This window comes from Pantanalinema rosaneae CENA516, assembly GCF_050753385.1.
GTDB lineage: Bacteria > Cyanobacteriota > Cyanobacteriia > Leptolyngbyales > Leptolyngbyaceae > Pantanalinema > Pantanalinema rosaneae.
In genome coordinates, this window is record NZ_JBLZFZ010000003.1 from 61,420 (window position 1) to 76,043 (window position 14,624).

General features: G+C 48.1%; 12 protein-coding genes. 10 read left to right on the top strand and 2 right to left on the bottom strand.

Going from position 1 to position 14,624, the window contains the following annotated elements; translation table 11 throughout:
- Positions 1-73 precede the first annotated feature (73 nt).
- The 8 genes from ACN4EK_RS02425 to cobW all read left to right on the top strand — a co-directional run bounded on the left by ACN4EK_RS02425 (position 74) and on the right by cobW (position 8,229).
- Complete coding sequence (locus ACN4EK_RS02425; RefSeq protein WP_431655825.1) at positions 74-1,324, top strand: fatty acid desaturase; 1,251 nt, start codon at positions 74-76, stop codon at positions 1,322-1,324.
- A gap of 12 nt (positions 1,325-1,336) precedes the next feature.
- Entirely contained in the window at positions 1,337-2,332 is a 996-nt protein-coding gene (locus ACN4EK_RS02430) for a methyltransferase domain-containing protein (RefSeq protein ID WP_431655826.1), read from the top strand.
- Entirely contained in the window at positions 2,329-3,648 is a 1,320-nt protein-coding gene (locus ACN4EK_RS02435; RefSeq protein ID WP_431655827.1) for an FAD-dependent hydroxylase, read from the top strand. The genes ACN4EK_RS02430 and ACN4EK_RS02435 overlap by 4 nt, the downstream gene beginning before the upstream one ends.
- Positions 3,645-4,490, top strand: a complete 846-nt coding sequence (locus tag ACN4EK_RS02440) for an acyl-CoA desaturase (RefSeq protein WP_431655829.1) — start codon at positions 3,645-3,647, stop codon at positions 4,488-4,490. Before ACN4EK_RS02435 ends, ACN4EK_RS02440 begins: the two co-directional genes overlap by 4 nt.
- Positions 4,480-5,757: a class I SAM-dependent methyltransferase gene (locus ACN4EK_RS02445; protein WP_431655830.1), complete on the top strand. Its 1,278-nt coding sequence runs from the start codon at positions 4,480-4,482 to the stop codon at positions 5,755-5,757. Before ACN4EK_RS02440 ends, ACN4EK_RS02445 begins: the two co-directional genes overlap by 11 nt.
- A gap of 163 nt (positions 5,758-5,920) precedes the next feature.
- Positions 5,921-6,628: a CADD family putative folate metabolism protein gene (locus ACN4EK_RS02450; protein WP_431655832.1), complete on the top strand. Its 708-nt coding sequence runs from the start codon at positions 5,921-5,923 to the stop codon at positions 6,626-6,628.
- 122 nt (positions 6,629-6,750) lie between these two features.
- Positions 6,751-7,137: a DUF1636 family protein gene (locus tag ACN4EK_RS02455; protein WP_075597068.1), complete on the top strand. Its 387-nt coding sequence runs from the start codon at positions 6,751-6,753 to the stop codon at positions 7,135-7,137.
- 30 nt (positions 7,138-7,167) lie between these two features.
- On the top strand, positions 7,168-8,229 hold the full coding sequence (cobW, locus tag ACN4EK_RS02460) for a cobalamin biosynthesis protein CobW (protein ID WP_431655834.1): 1,062 nt from the start codon (positions 7,168-7,170) through the stop codon (positions 8,227-8,229).
- A gap of 344 nt (positions 8,230-8,573) precedes the next feature.
- On the opposite strand, the gene dnaN is transcribed toward cobW, so the two are convergent.
- Together dnaN and ACN4EK_RS02470 are read right to left on the bottom strand one after the other, a co-directional pair.
- On the bottom strand, positions 8,574-10,073 hold the full coding sequence (dnaN, locus tag ACN4EK_RS02465; protein WP_431655835.1) for a DNA polymerase III subunit beta: 1,500 nt from the start codon (positions 10,071-10,073) through the stop codon (positions 8,574-8,576).
- 271 nt (positions 10,074-10,344) lie between these two features.
- Positions 10,345-11,718 carry an ATP-dependent DNA helicase gene (locus tag ACN4EK_RS02470; protein ID WP_431655837.1) on the bottom strand — a complete coding sequence of 458 codons (1,374 nt, stop codon included), beginning with the start codon at positions 11,716-11,718 and terminating at the stop codon, positions 10,345-10,347.
- Positions 11,719-12,033: 315 nt separating this feature from the next.
- On the opposite strand from ACN4EK_RS02470, the gene ACN4EK_RS02475 reads away from it, so the two are divergent.
- Together ACN4EK_RS02475 and ACN4EK_RS02480 are read left to right on the top strand one after the other, a co-directional pair.
- Complete coding sequence (locus tag ACN4EK_RS02475; protein ID WP_431655838.1) at positions 12,034-12,240, top strand: ribbon-helix-helix domain-containing protein; 207 nt, start codon at positions 12,034-12,036, stop codon at positions 12,238-12,240.
- Positions 12,241-12,580: 340 nt separating this feature from the next.
- Complete coding sequence (locus ACN4EK_RS02480; RefSeq protein ID WP_431655840.1) at positions 12,581-14,245, top strand: helix-turn-helix domain-containing protein; 1,665 nt, start codon at positions 12,581-12,583, stop codon at positions 14,243-14,245.
- The last annotated feature ends 379 nt before the right edge of the window (positions 14,246-14,624 follow it).

The window sequence follows — 14,624 nt, forward strand, 5'->3', positions numbered from 1 at the left end:
CGCGCAGTGTTCCGAAGCGATGAATTGTCTAGCCATCCCCTCATCCCGACTTATCCCTGAATTGAGACCCATTATGCTCAAGTATTACCTGAATCGCTCTGGACAGATCCCAACAGCGGTTCATCCCTTTGTCAAACATGAATTTTCTCATCAACTAAAACCATCGGATACGCTCAAAAAAGCTGACTTTGTGTTGACTCCATACATCAAAAGCAGCAACCTGCGAGCAACGTATCAAATTCTCAATACCGTTGTGCCTTATGTTCTTTTATGGATTGCGGCTGTGCAAGCAGCAACAATTTCCTTATGGCTGCTCCCCCCGATCATGGCTCTGATGGTTCTCTTTTCACTTCGCTGTTTTTCTTTGATGCATGATTGCGGACACTATTCTCTCTTTCGGTCAAAGCGAGCGAATCGCATCGTTGGGTTCCTGCTGGGTGTAATCAATGCGATTCCCCAATATGGCTGGTCCAGAGATCATGCCTACCATCACAAAACGAATGGTGACTGGGAGCGATATCGGGGTGTTGCAGATTTCTTATCCACCGAGGAGTTTTCTCAGCTCGATCCGTTCAATCAAAGGCTGTACGAAGTCCTACGACATCCATTAATGGGAATTCCGGGTGGTTTTTTCTACCTGGTGATCAAGCCCAGATTCATGTTGATGATGGGGATCTATGATTTTATCCATCATGTATTTACTGTCCTGAGGCAGGGTTCGGAATTTAACTTAGCGCAAACGATATCTACCCATCAGTCAAAACACTGGCAGTCGGCTACTGAATTTTGGGATCTCCTGTTGAACAATATTTGTGTCATTGGGGGCTGGATTTTTCTGAGCCATCTATGGGGAGTTGGGCTGTTTTGGAGTATTTACTCGATCACCCTCAGTTGTTCTGCAACGATCTTCATCTGGATCTTTTTTGTCCAGCATATTTTTGAGGGGGCTTATGCTCACAAAACAGAAGGCTGGAACTATATTTTGGGAGCGGTTAAGGGCAGCAGTTATTTAGAATTCCCAGTCATTCTCAGATGGTTTAGCGCAGATATTGGCTATCACACGATTCACCATCTCTCCGAAAGAATTCCTAATTATCATCTCGCAGCCTGTCATCGTGAAAATAGTCACCTGCTCTCGGATGTCAAGACCCTGCGAATCGGAGATCTATTTGACTGTGCCCAATTTCTTCTGTGGGATACGGACTCAGACCGTTTAGTGTCGATCGCATCCTTGCGTCAAGCAACTGAGATGGCGAATCTAACGACCAATTGTGCAAGCAGCGGAGAGTCAAACAATACAACGGTTAAAAGTATTGAAGGTTGAGGCTTGATCTAGATGAATCTATTGTTTACGACCCTGGGAATTCTACTGGTACTCCTAATCGCTGGAATCGTACTCTATCTACTCACAGCCCGTAAGTATCAATCTCCTGATTCCGTTGCGAATTCCTATGATGACTGGACGAATGACGGCATTCTGGAATTTTATTGGGGCGAACATATCCACCTGGGGCATTATGGCTCTCCACCCCACAAAAAAGACTTTCTCAAAGCTAAGGAAGACTTTGTACATGAAATGGTGCGCTGGGGTGGACTAGATAGCCTGCCTTCCGGTACTACTGTTTTGGATGTGGGCTGTGGCATTGGTGGCAGTAGTCGCATTCTGGCACGGGATTATGGCTTCCATGTAACTGGCATTACCATCAGTCCCCAGCAAGTTAGACGTGCCCAAGACTTGACACCACCTGGGGTGAGTGCCCAGTTCCAAGTTGATGATGCCCTGGCACTGTCCTTTCCCGATGCCAGCTTCGATGTCGTCTGGTCGATTGAAGCAGGTCCCCATATGCCCGATAAAGCCCAGTTCGCTAGAGAGCTATTGCGCGTTCTGAAACCAGGCGGAATTTTGGTGGTTGCTGACTGGAATCAGCGGGACGATCGTCGTAAACCTCTAAATTTCTGGGAAAAGCCAGTCATGCGCCAACTGCTCGATCAGTGGTCTCATCCCGCGTTTTCCAGCATTGAAGGATTTGCAGAATTACTGGAGGCAACCGGACTGGTTGCGGGTGAAGTCACCACTTCTGACTGGACAGTGGAAACCTTACCCTCGTGGCTCGACTCCATCTGGCAGGGAGTAGTGCGTCCAGAGGGAATTATTCGGTTTGGCTTGATTGGGCTAATTAAATCATTGCGGGAAGTGCCCACGTTCCTGTTGATGCGTCTGGCATTTGGGGCTGGGCTGTGTCGCTTTGGGATGTTTCGGGCGGTGCGTGCCAATGTCCCGATGAGTGAGGCGTTGTCTACGCAAACGGGTAATAGGCTTGTACGATCATGAGTGCCATTGATCCTCTAGCTCCCCATGATGCCGATAATGATCTCATCTACGATGTGGTCATTGTTGGTTGTAGCGTTGTGGGTCTGGTGTTAGCCTGCGGGTTGCAATCTTCAGGGTTGCGGGTTGCCATCGTCGAAGCGAAAACACCCCAGCAGGCGGCAGAGCGACCCCGCGCCTATGCCCTATCGCCCCAGTCTGCCCACATTTTTCGAGCTCTGGGTTTATGGGAGCAGATCGCTCCGGCGATCGCCCACTTCCCCAAAGTCGTCCTGTCGGATGCCAACTATCCGCATCGTGTGGAATTCCTACCAGATGATATTGGTGAACCTGCTGTCTACTACTGTGCTGAACATACCGTTCTCGTGCGGGCACTTCAACAAAAGGTTGCAGCTTCCCCTACCGTGACCTGTTGGTATGAAACTCAAGTCGTAGAGGTCAATTATGGTAATGATCACGCGACACTGATGCTCAGCCATGCGCAACCAACAGAACAAACTGTTGCCGTAAATGCAACCCTCGTGGTAGCGGCTGATGGTGCTAACTCTCCATTGCGAATCGAATCTGGAATTAAAACCAGCGGCTGGAAGTATTGGCAATCCTGTATTACAGCCTTTATCTCACCGGCTCCGTCTCACCAGAACATCGCCTATGAGCGGTTTTGGTCGAGTGGCCCATTTGCCATTTTGCCCTTACCTGATAACCGCTGTCAGATTGTTTGGACTGCTTCCCATACAGAAGCAAAGGCGATCGCTGCTTTGCCACCGACCCAGTTCATGGCTGAAATAAAGCATCGCTATGGCAACCAAGCCAGCGACCTCACCTTACTTAGTGATCCCCTGGTGTTTCCAATTCGGTTGATGCAGAGTCAAACCTATTGCAAACCCCGCCTTGCTTTAGTCGGAGATGCCGCCCATTGTTGCCATCCCATTGGTGGGCAAGGGCTAAACATGGGCATCCGCGATGCCGCAGCCCTGACTCAGGTTCTCCAAATGGCTCAGCAGCAGCACCGGGATATTGGTGGTTTAACGGTTTTAAAGTCCTACGATCGCTGGCGGCGTTATGAGAACTGGATCATCTTGCTGATGACCGATTTGCTCAATCGCACCTTTTCTAACCGCTGGTTGCCTTTGATCATCCTGCGGCGCATTGTCCTGCACGGAATGATCGCCTGGACTCCCTTGCGGCAATTATTCCTGCGACTGATGACTGGACTGTGGGGCAGACCACCTCAGTTATCAAATTTTGCACCCCCAGTCACATCTGTGGGTAGTCGCGCAACTCATCAAAACTATTCCAAATCAGGAGAGGCTGCTTGACCAATATAAACTTGACCTTACCTCGTCCTCGTTGGAATGTGATTGCATTCACCGTTCTACTTCATTTGGGAGTATTATTTGCTCTCTTTCCGGCTAATTTTAGTTGGGTAGCCGTTGGAGTTGCGTTGTTTCTCCACTGGCTGACAATCGGGTTGGGCATTTCCCTCGGCTTTCATCGTCTGGCAACGCACCGCAGTTTCAAAGCTCCCAAATGGCTCGAATATTTCCTGATTCTCTGCGGCACTTTAGCAGCGCAAGGCGGGGTCAAAGGCTGGGTGGGTTATCATCGGATGCACCATTTGTATGCCGATCGCACAGGTGATCCCCATGATTCTACACAGGGCTTCTGGTGGAGTCACATTAGTTGGCTGATGCATGACGTTCCGATGCGTAGCGAACTGTGCCGCTTCACTAAAGATATTGCCGATGATCCGTTTTATCAGTTCTGTCATCAGCACTATATTGCGCTGCAAGGTGTGCTGGCACTCATACTCTACGGACTGGGGGGAATGCCCTTTGTGGTGTGGGGCATTTTCGTTCGTTTATTTGTGGGCTTTCACAGCACCTGCTTCGTCAATAGTGCTTGTCACAAGTTTGGCTATCGTAATGTTGAGGTGGGCGATCGCTCTACAAACTGCTGGTGGGTGGCAGTACTGACCTTTGGTGAGGGTTGGCACAACAATCATCATGCCTGTCAATCCTCAGCGCAGTTTGGCTGGCACTGGTGGGAAATTGATCTGATTTGGCTGACGGTTCGATTACTGGAGAAACTGAAATTAGCCACGAACGTCAAAACTGCACACTTAAGATTGAATACAGGGGAATCAGCAGATGGTGATTAACAGATCTCAGCAAAACTTCCTTGATCAACCTGACAACCAAACGTTACGCGATCAATCTACCTGTGATTTAGCAGATCATATCCATCACCTACCTGCTGGAGAACGCTATCTTTATCAACTTTTCAGTCTGATTGAAGTCGGTGATCTAACCGTTACGAATCCACAAGGTAAAGTATTCCACTTTGGTCAGGTGGGTTCTGATGTGCCACTCCATCTCATCATTCACAATCCTGAAACCTGCGATCGCCTGCTCGCATTCGGTACGCTAGGTTTTTGTGAAGCCTATATGGCTGGCTGGTGGGATGAGGCAAATGACAATCTTGTGGAACTGATTGGGCTATTTCATCGCAGCAATGTTTATGCTCAAGCACGGGATCGGCTTACGATCGCTCTCGCAATCAAAATCATCACGCAGCGATTGCGAACCGTACCGACTCTGATTCAAAACAGTCGCAAAAATGTTCAGCACCACTACGACCTGGGCAATGATTTCTATCAGCAGTTTCTTGACCCCACGATGACCTACTCCTGTGGCTATCAGCTTCAGGAAACTGACTCTCTGGAACAAATGCAGCGTCAGAAGTATGAATTGATCTGTCGCAAACTGGCACTCCGGCCTGGAGAATCGCTAATTGATATCGGCTGTGGCTGGGGCGGAATGTTAATCTACGCTGCCGAACACTATGGCATTTCTGGAACTGGGGTAACGCTAAGTGAACCCCAGGCAGCGCTGGCACGAGAGCGCATTGAGCAAAGAGGATTGAGCGATCGGCTTAAGATCATCATTGCCGATTATCGAGAGGTGCAGGGGCAATACGATAAGTTTGTCAGCATTGGTATGTTTGAGCATGTGGGTAAAGGAAATTTTGCCACATTCATGCAAAAGGCATTCCAACTGCTAATACCCAATGGAATTGGATTACTGCACACGATCGTCACCCAGAGCAATGAGCGTAACGGAGCCTGGGTGGATAAATACATTTTTCCAGGAGGATACGCGCCACAATTGCATGAGTTGACTCAAGAACTGTGGGCAGCCAAACTCTCAGTGGCTCACTGCGAAAATTTGAAGCCGCACTACGCCGAAACACTGAAACGTTGGGCGAGCAATTTTACAACTAATAAAACAACGATTACATCCCTCGATTCCCGCTACGACGAACGATTTCTCCGCATGTGGTATCTCTATCTGCAATCGTTTGAAGCATCGTTCCGCTACGGCGGTTTACATGTTTACCAACTGCTCTTCTACAAGGGCAAGCAATAGCGCTTGGATACCCCTTTAACGTTCACTGCTCACACAATCCAAATCATTTAAGGGAGTGCTTTTAATGCTATAAACCATCTGCACCGTCGAGGACAAATTTTCACCTCAACGTTCAAAAGAGTTTTAGACTTTTTCCTGTACTTTACCCACTTATGGAGGCTGTATGACAATTCGTGAACAACTCAAGGCGATCGCTGACCAAAAGCATTTGCTAAAACACCCCTTCTATATCGCCTGGACAGAAGGGAAGCTTACTCGTGAGCATCTAAAACACTATGCAATTCAGTATTTTCAGAATGTGCTAGCGTTTCCAACTTATGTCAGCGGAGTGCATTTCAATACGCCTGCCATGGATGGAGCGATCTTAGTCCGCCAGGAAATTTTGGAAAACCTGATCGAAGAAGAACGGGGCGAGAATAATCATCCGGCGCTCTGGAAACGGTTTGTGATCGCGCTCGGTGCAGCGGAAGCTGAACTAACTGAGACGGCTCCTTTAGCAACCACAACAAATCTGATCGAAACCTTCCGCAGCCTTTGCATCAATTCTCCCTTCTACGCTGGATTAGCTGCATTAGTGATGTACGAGTCTCAAATGCCTGAAATTGCAGCCGTTAAAATTGATGGGCTGAGGCAGTTCTATGGCATGAACAATCCAGAAGACTACCAGTTCTTCACGGTTCATCAGGCGGCGGATGTGTGGCACACTGAAGCCGAATTGAAACTGATTGAGCAGTACGCAGATACGCCTGAGAAAGAGGCGGATGTACTGCAAGTCGCGCAGCAAGCGGTGGATGCCCTGTGGCAATTTTTAGATGGAGTCTACGAAACTTATTGTGCCGATCTGAATGCTGAAGTGGCAGCTGCGTCGTAAGTAATCGTTCCTGAGAAAGCAGCCTTTTGGTGCCACCGTTTAGTTTCCACTTGCTTTTTAATGCTAATGGCAACGCTGAAATTTCTCCAACATCAAAGCCGTCGTCACACTTGATGATTATCATGACTCAACATACGTTGTTTGTTTGTGTGCTTTGCCGCCCTTCAGAGACTAGTCAAACACAGGCTGGCTTGAGTGCGGGTCAAGCTCTCTTTGATCATCTGAGTCAGGGCTTAGAAGCCTGTGACTGGCAAGAAGCGATTCAGCTACGTCCAGTGCGCTGTCTGGGCGCTTGTAGCCGTGCTTGTGTGGTAGCCTTTGCGGCTCCTACCAAACTTACGTTCATCTTAAGTGAACTGTCTCCGACTCATTCAGTACCTGAACTCCTGCAATTTAGTGGCCAGTATGTCGCTTGCTCCGAGGGCAAAGTGCCGTACAAAGAGCGCCCAGAGGTCGTGAAGAAGGGTATACATGCCGTCTTACCACCACTGCCAGTGGAAAATCAGTAACGCTCATTTAGCTTTATCAAGTACCAGATCATGCATAAAATTCCAGTTACCGTCGTGACAGGCTTTTTGGGAGCCGGAAAAACCACACTCGTGCGTCATCTATTACAAAACAATCAAGGTCGTCGCATTGCCGTATTGGTCAATGAATTCGGCGAAATGGGGATTGATGGTGAGTTATTGCGATCGTGTCGCGTTTGTGATGACGATGAAGACCCGAATAACAATATTTTGGAACTGGCAAATGGCTGTTTGTGTTGCACCGTGCAGGAAGAGTTTTTGCCAACCATGCAGGAGTTGTTAAAAAGACGCGATCGTCTTGACTGCATCCTGATTGAAACCTCTGGTTTAGCCCTACCTAAACCCCTGGTGCAAGCCTTCCGCTGGCCCGAAATCCGCACCGGAGCAACGGTTGATGGAGTGGTCACGGTCGTGGATTGCGAAGCCCTTGCCAATGGTCAATTTGTGGGCGATTTGGATGCCCTGGAAGCCCAACGGCAAGCGGATGATAGCCTGGAGCATGAAACCCCGATCGAAGAACTGTTTGAAGATCAGTTGGCGTGTGCCGATATGGTGTTGTTAACGAAGGTCGATCGCGTTGATTTAGCAACTCAAACAAAAGTTCAGCAGTGGTTACAAAAGGAACTTCCAACCGGGGTGAAAATTGTGCCCTGCAAACAAGGAGAAATTAGCCCTGATCTTCTACTGGGATTTAATGCCGCTGTTGAAGACAATCTCGACTCTCGCCCTAGCCATCATGATACGGAAGAAGATCATGAACACGATGAAGACATTACTTCGGTTCATGTGGTACTTGATCAGGCATTTGACCCAGCAGAGTTGGTCAACCGCTTGCAATCTCTGGTTCAGCAGTATGAGATTTATCGGATTAAGGGCTTTGTAGCCGTGCCCAATAAAGCCATGCGGTTAGTCGTTCAAGGTGTTGGCAATCGATTTGATACTTTTTACGATCGCCCCTGGCAACCCAACGAACCTCGCCAAACTCGATTAGTCTTCATCGGGCGATTCTCCCATGAGGATGCTATGCGATCGCTCAATACTGAGACAATTACAACCGCCATATTTAAGAACTAGAAGACTCTTTACCGCGTTTAATCGATTGAAACCCTTTTCCTGCACCTTACTGTTCTAAATTCAATTTGATTAGTGTTCGGAAATACGCTGCTCAAGCTGGATAGCCCGAATCTTCTCGTGTATTTTTAGATTCTCTATGCTGATGTAATTATAAGGACTCAGTATACGCTAACTATCTTGTCCAAGCAGGAAGCAGTAATTGGTCATGAAGCTGCTCTACGATTAGAATTCTCGTCTGCTCGAACATCTGCACTTGCAGGTCAGGGCTGTCGGCTTAGCTCCATAGGAAATCGACAAAGGCAGCAACGTCTCACAAGGCTCTTGCTGCCTTTGCATGTGCAAACTTACTCGGGTTGCTTATAAAGAGGAAAGAGAAAGTGGCGCATTTCCGCCTCTAATTCAGGATTGTTGAAATCTCCAGCGGGAACCAACATTGCTGGATAGTCCGGTTGCTTCAAATGCATCTTGATTCCAGAACTAGGAATGGCTTTAACCGCTTCTCCCAGGTATTTGAGATTGAATTGGATATCCAATGTCATATCTGTAGGGATATGAGCACTGATTGTTTCATCACCTTTGCCAAACTCTCGCTCGATCGAAAGATGAATCTGTTGTGTCGTTCCATCAAATCGAAACTGAATCCCTCTCTCCTTCTTATCAGTCAGCACCGACAGCCGCTCCAATGCTTTGAGCAATCCTGATTTCTCCAGCACCACTTCCCGATCAAAGCTGTATCGTGACAACAACTGCTCACAGTCTGGATATTCTCCCTCAATGCACTGGCAGCTCAAAATAATATCCTGCCATGCAAAACTTGCACGGGTTGCTTGAGCATCGTAAAGCAGTTGAATCGCATCAACTGAATCAGCAAGATTACGAATCAGTTCCTTCAGCGCTTTACCAAGAATGGGAAATTGAATGAGTTCATCAGTTCCCGATCGCTTGCGCCGCTTTCTGCCAATCCCCTCCGTTGACAATTCAGCAATTGCCACTCGATGTCCATCTGTTGCAATAAATTTCAGTGCATTTTGCCCAATCTGAATGTAAACACCTGTCAAAATGCGCTTAGTTTCATCAGCACTGATTGCATACAGCACACCCTTTAGCCCTTCCCTGAGAATATTAGTCGGTAGGGAAACAGGAGTCACTTTGGGTGTTGTAATCGGCGGAAACTCCTCAGCCGGAATTCCTCGGATTTCATAGTTGCCATCTGCATCCGACAAGGTCATCGAGCAAGTTTTGATGGGTTGCTCCTCTCCAGATATAGGTTGTGTAGTCTGCATCTGACTTTTGAGGTTGATGCTACCCGTTGGAAACTGCTTGACCATTCCTGAAAGCATCTCAACAGGCACTGTAATCTCACTACCCAAAAGCACCTGCGCCTCAAAGCTTGCCTGCATCGTCATCGCCAAGTCAGTTACAGTCAGATGAACCTGTTGAGCGTCAGCATCTGCCACCACCAACACATTCGCCAGCACTGGATGACTGGGTTTTGTTGGAACAGCACAACTTACGATCGCCAGCGCATCATGAAACTGACTTTGAGCACAAATCACCTGCATTCCTTGCTCAGTTTCAGGAGTGTCCTTTGGCTGAGATTTAGCTGCCCGTCTTCGCGATGACTTCTTCGGCACAGGCTCTGCTGATACTTCAAGCTCAGCGGAATTTTTAGGCTCATCAACCGTTGCTTCGGCTTCACTCACCTCGGATGTGTTGGTAGGTTGCTCTAGAGAGGTGAGCGTCTCAGGAACCCGCTGGGCGACCGCCGCTTTAGAAGTTGGTTGCTCAGTCTGCTTTTTTTGCTTTGCAGCCTTGTCCCTGGATTTTTCTAATGCTTGAGTCATGATCAGTGTCTCTGGTTGAATGGTCGTCGAAGGATGCCTGCGTTAGCAGAGGAAAAATGCCAAAGGCCCTATGACTCAAGCTTCTTAGTAGAATGGTCAAATTTATTAGGGTATAGTATAGAGCCAAAACACTGTTAAACATTCCCTAAGTAAACAAGGTTGTTGGAAGCAGCCCAGCATGGGTGAACCCCGATACACGGCTTCTAGCAGTTGGTTTTACTTAGGGAATACTTTGAGATATTTTTTCCAAAACTATTCCCTAAGTAAAGTCTTAGGACACAACCAGAATCCGACGACGCGCACGGCTAGCTCCGACATACCATAGGCGATTGTGCTCCCTCACCTTTGCCAACAAATCTTTTGCCGTCTCACCACGTTCAGGGTTAAGCCGTTTACTTAAATCCTGTCCATCAACGCCACATTCCAGAAATGTACTGCCCTGGCTGTTGTGGACTGTGATTGCAAAGCAATTTCGCACGTTGGCAAACTGCTCCAGGTGTCGATAATAGTCGCGCCACAGAAATGGATTGTGCTTGGCGATCGCCATCAGCCGACGCGCTTCTACATCAAAGCGGTTTTGCTCATCTTCATGCAAGGCATAGATTTGACGCACGGTACCATCATCAGTTGCAACCTTTAGCCTCCAAGCTTGGTAATTACTGTAGCGATCTTCTGAAAATTCTTGAATCGTGAATTCAGTTGAGGTTGAGAGAATGATCGTTTTACCATCCGGAGCTAAAACCGGATCGCGCGTGATCAGCCGTTCACCGGAAACGAAACGAGAGGTCGTCTTGCCATACAGATAGTTACGAATCTGCTGGTTATAGTAATCTACTTGAGCATTCGTCCAGCAGAGAATCCTGAAAGAATCAGGATTTTGGGTGAATTCCCTGGAGGTTTTCTTGAAGGCATACTTGAGCAGCGATCGCCGCTTTACCAGCAATGAACCGTTACTCTTATCCGGTAGATATTTTGCAAATGGCTCAAAGGGTAATTTGCTTTTGGTTACTGCATAACGACAAGCCGTGATGAACTCCAGCAGTGGGCTATCCGTACCCTGACGCACCACTTGAGTCAACACCGCTTTATTGGGTATGTTGAAGGCAGGCGATCGCCCTTCATTCACCGGGTTAAGCTGAGCCGGATCACCCATCAGAATCATTTTGAGCGGGTGCCACGTTGATGTTCTTTTGGAGGCTTCCTCAATCCAGTGCCAGAGCTGTTCCCCAATCATGGAACACTCATCAATAAACACAACATCAAACAGCCCAATGTATGACGTTCCCGTAGGTGCCAGCACTTTTTCGTTACCTCTGGAAACCATGCCTAGTCCCAGCAATTGATGAATCGTGAAGAAGTCTACGCCAGTCACCCCATTTTCTAGCGCCATGCGTTGCAACACACCCACAGCCTTATTGGTGGGCGCGGTCAGAACAACTCGTTTTCCCTGGCTGACCAAAACTCTAATCAATTGGAACACGATGGTACTTTTTCCAGTTCCAGCGTAGCCAACCAACAGAAACAGCGCAGCCGCGACCGTCGGTTGCAGAAATGTCCACATTGCGTCCAGTGCTTTATGCTGCTGCTCAGTCAGTTGAAACGGAAAAGAGACAGCCGGGGAGGAAGCAGAAAGGGTTTGCATCATAACAACTCCGCTAATTTCATCCACAAATCGGCTTGGTACAGCGGTAGCTGGTTATTTTGGTATCCTCGAAGTTCGCAACACAACGATCGCACTTCCGAGTCGCGCTATGTTGCTCTCCAATGTTGACCGATCGAGGGATGCAAACTTAAAACGTGATTCAGAGGTACCAATGGTTTCTGTCCACCTGGCTAGTTCTCTTATACAACAGTTGGCAGATCAATCTGTTTCTTATACAAGAGATCTAGAGAGCTATTGAGATTCTCAATCAGAATTTAAATTCTGTGGTATCTCTTATATAAGCGATCATGGGTAACTATGAACACCGATAAGGAAAAGCGAAGCCGTAAAGGACAGGGACAGTATTATGCAGAGCCTAAAAAGCCGACGATGATTGGTCTTACTCCCACAGCGGTTGAACAACTGGATGAGCTTGCCGCAGAGTTTCAGCTTTCTCGATCTGAGTTTATTGAACAGATTGCCCGACGGTTGATCCCCGTTGGAGCGTCTGTTACTACTCATTAAGTTACCAGGATTCAGGTTCTTACCAATTGTGCGCGAAGGAGCAACAATGTCTCGTCAAGCAAAATGCAATATGCGTGATCCAACCAATGCCTCAGATCGAAGAACACCAAAGTCTCGTCTTGGCGGGTGAAACCTTGGTGTTCTCGATGTTTTTTTGTTATAGCCAGAGCGACCATATTAAATATGTGCCTTCCGGGCTGGATTGGTTGCCGCCTCTCCACGCTCTTGCATCATAGCAAATCGCTATGCGGCTGAAAAGACACATCGGTTCTGAAGCTGAAAGAACTGATAGAATGGCGTTTCTGGCTCCAAGTAACCTCTTTAACCTTCGTGAGCCGTTATGAAACAAGCCGGAACTCCTGGGAATGATATTCCGATGGCGATCGCCGCGATCGAAGTGGATGTCGTAGCCTCAGAAACAGAAACCAAAAAAGCTGCCACAACTAAACCAAAGCGTAGAGGGCGTTATAACTCCTTTGAACGTCCGCCAACCCATGCCGATCTGTTCCCTGATGGTGAAACCGATCGGATGGCTTCTAACAAAGTCATTTGGGAAGGTTGCAATATTCTTTCTCAGGGACGGGATATCGGCTGGGTCGAAGCAGGTCCAGGATCACCCTACTACGAAAGCAGCGTTGCTAAGGGTAAAGGATATCTTTCCTTCTGGATTACGAATGAACTACACGTCAAACATCCAACCGTGCTAGAAGAAGAAGCTGCTTTAGCGTTGATCGATCAGTTTGACATTCGGGCTGCCTGCTTACATCTGATCTACGCCGCTTACGCCACTCAACTAGAACGCCCCTGGGAGCAACAGTTTGTTCTGAACGATCGTCAGCTTGAGCGATATCTCGGTTTAGACAAAAACAAAAAGCTCAATAAACAGCAGAAGCTAGAGCTGTTGCTGGAGCTGGCAAAACAGCCCTGTCATTTACTGGTGTATGTCTCCTGGCCCGAAAAAGGAAAGGTAAAGTCTTTCAGCGTCAGCCGCACCTGGCTTTGGGAGATTTCAGAACCGATTCTGCACTTCCAGGAAGACCTGATGGGCAACTCTGAGATGGTGGGTTTTACCCTGCAAGTCAAGGCAGGCAACTGGGCACAGTACTTTCTTAACCCTAGCCGATGTAAAGATGGCAATGGTTACTACGAGTACGGCATTTTGTCTCAGTCCATTCTGCAAGACTTGATGACCATCTGGTATAACCACGAAGGGGCTGCGCGGCTCATTCTCTGGCTATTATTTAAAACGAAGGTCGGGAATGGACCTGTCCGAGCTGGCACTCTATTCAAAGTGGCATTCGGGACAGAGAAGGTGGAGCAAGCCAGAAAAGCCTCTGCCCCCCGTAAACGACTGGTTTCTCAGTGGAAAACTACCCTGAAAGTGCTGGATGAGCAGGGCTGGAAGTTCACGTTTGATCTGGCAACTTACCCACCGCAATACCTGCCTGATCTGCCTGACCTATTGCCTTTAACTGACATTCCTGATGATCCCGAACAGGCAGCCGAGTTCTGGTTGGAGGATGGGGCTAAGGGAGAGGGCGATCGCCTCACCGATACTGTAAAGCGACCCTATGGTGGCTTTGAGCAGTTGCTGACAGCCCGAATGGTTGTGCAACCACCAGAAGAAATTTCTAGAAAGCTAGAAGAGCTGAAGGAATCACGTCCAGTGCGTAGCATGTCCGCAGGGGAAGCAATATCCAAGCTAGCCCTAGAGGCTGAAACTTCATCACCAACGTCACTCAAATCGCGGTCTCGCAAGTCTGAACGGCGCTTACTGTCTCCTGAACCATCTAACCAGTTGCCTGAAACCACTAAGCCAACTGAACGGATTGATTCGGGAGAGAAGTTGAAGGCGCTGAGGTTAACCAGAGGCATGACTCAAAGTGTCCTTGCTGCCAAGATTGGCAAGAGTACAAGTTGGGTCAAACTGGTTGAAACCGGCAGACGCAGCATCACACCGGAGGACCAAACAGTTCTACTGACTGTTCTTCAAGCCACGATGTAGCCGCTAAAGGCATCTGTAACCTTTGGCAGTCCGACAAGGTTACATTGTGGTTACACCGAGACAGAACTGAACGCTAGATCTGGGGGTTTAGTTGATTAACCTTGCATTATAGGTAGAGTTCCAAATTTCGATTGCATCTTTGAAAAACTTCCAAAAAGCTTGCGGGATCGGAGATCCAGATCCTACTGACAGGTGCTGCTGCAAGTCAGTTCAAAAACGGCTTTCAATACCCCAGGGTTAGACTAAAGGTTACAAACAGCTTACTGAATGGAACGTACTGCAACTGGGTTAAAACTCTTGCGTAGATCCCATTTGAAGGGCTTTTCAGGCAAACTCGAACCCTGGAAACAAACCCGTAGTCAAAGTAGAAATACCGTAG

What these genes read in the sequence shown, in the direction of transcription:
- ACN4EK_RS02470 (WP_431655837.1), bottom strand. Translation starts at nt 11,718, where the DNA reads ATGATGCAAACCCTTTCTGCTTCCTCCCCGGCTGTCTCTTTTCCGTTT.
- cobW (WP_431655834.1), top strand. Translation starts at nt 7,168, where the DNA reads ATGCATAAAATTCCAGTTACCGTCGTGACAGGCTTTTTGGGAGCCGGA.
- ACN4EK_RS02435 (WP_431655827.1), top strand. Translation starts at nt 2,329, where the DNA reads ATGAGTGCCATTGATCCTCTAGCTCCCCATGATGCCGATAATGATCTC.
- ACN4EK_RS02455 (WP_075597068.1), top strand. Translation starts at nt 6,751, where the DNA reads ATGACTCAACATACGTTGTTTGTTTGTGTGCTTTGCCGCCCTTCAGAG.
- ACN4EK_RS02450 (WP_431655832.1), top strand. Translation starts at nt 5,921, where the DNA reads ATGACAATTCGTGAACAACTCAAGGCGATCGCTGACCAAAAGCATTTG.
- ACN4EK_RS02445 (WP_431655830.1), top strand. Translation starts at nt 4,480, where the DNA reads ATGGTGATTAACAGATCTCAGCAAAACTTCCTTGATCAACCTGACAAC.
- ACN4EK_RS02425 (WP_431655825.1), top strand. Translation starts at nt 74, where the DNA reads ATGCTCAAGTATTACCTGAATCGCTCTGGACAGATCCCAACAGCGGTT.
- ACN4EK_RS02475 (WP_431655838.1), top strand. Translation starts at nt 12,034, where the DNA reads ATGAACACCGATAAGGAAAAGCGAAGCCGTAAAGGACAGGGACAGTAT.
- dnaN (WP_431655835.1), bottom strand. Translation starts at nt 10,073, where the DNA reads ATGACTCAAGCATTAGAAAAATCCAGGGACAAGGCTGCAAAGCAAAAA.
- ACN4EK_RS02430 (WP_431655826.1), top strand. Translation starts at nt 1,337, where the DNA reads ATGAATCTATTGTTTACGACCCTGGGAATTCTACTGGTACTCCTAATC.
- ACN4EK_RS02480 (WP_431655840.1), top strand. Translation starts at nt 12,581, where the DNA reads ATGAAACAAGCCGGAACTCCTGGGAATGATATTCCGATGGCGATCGCC.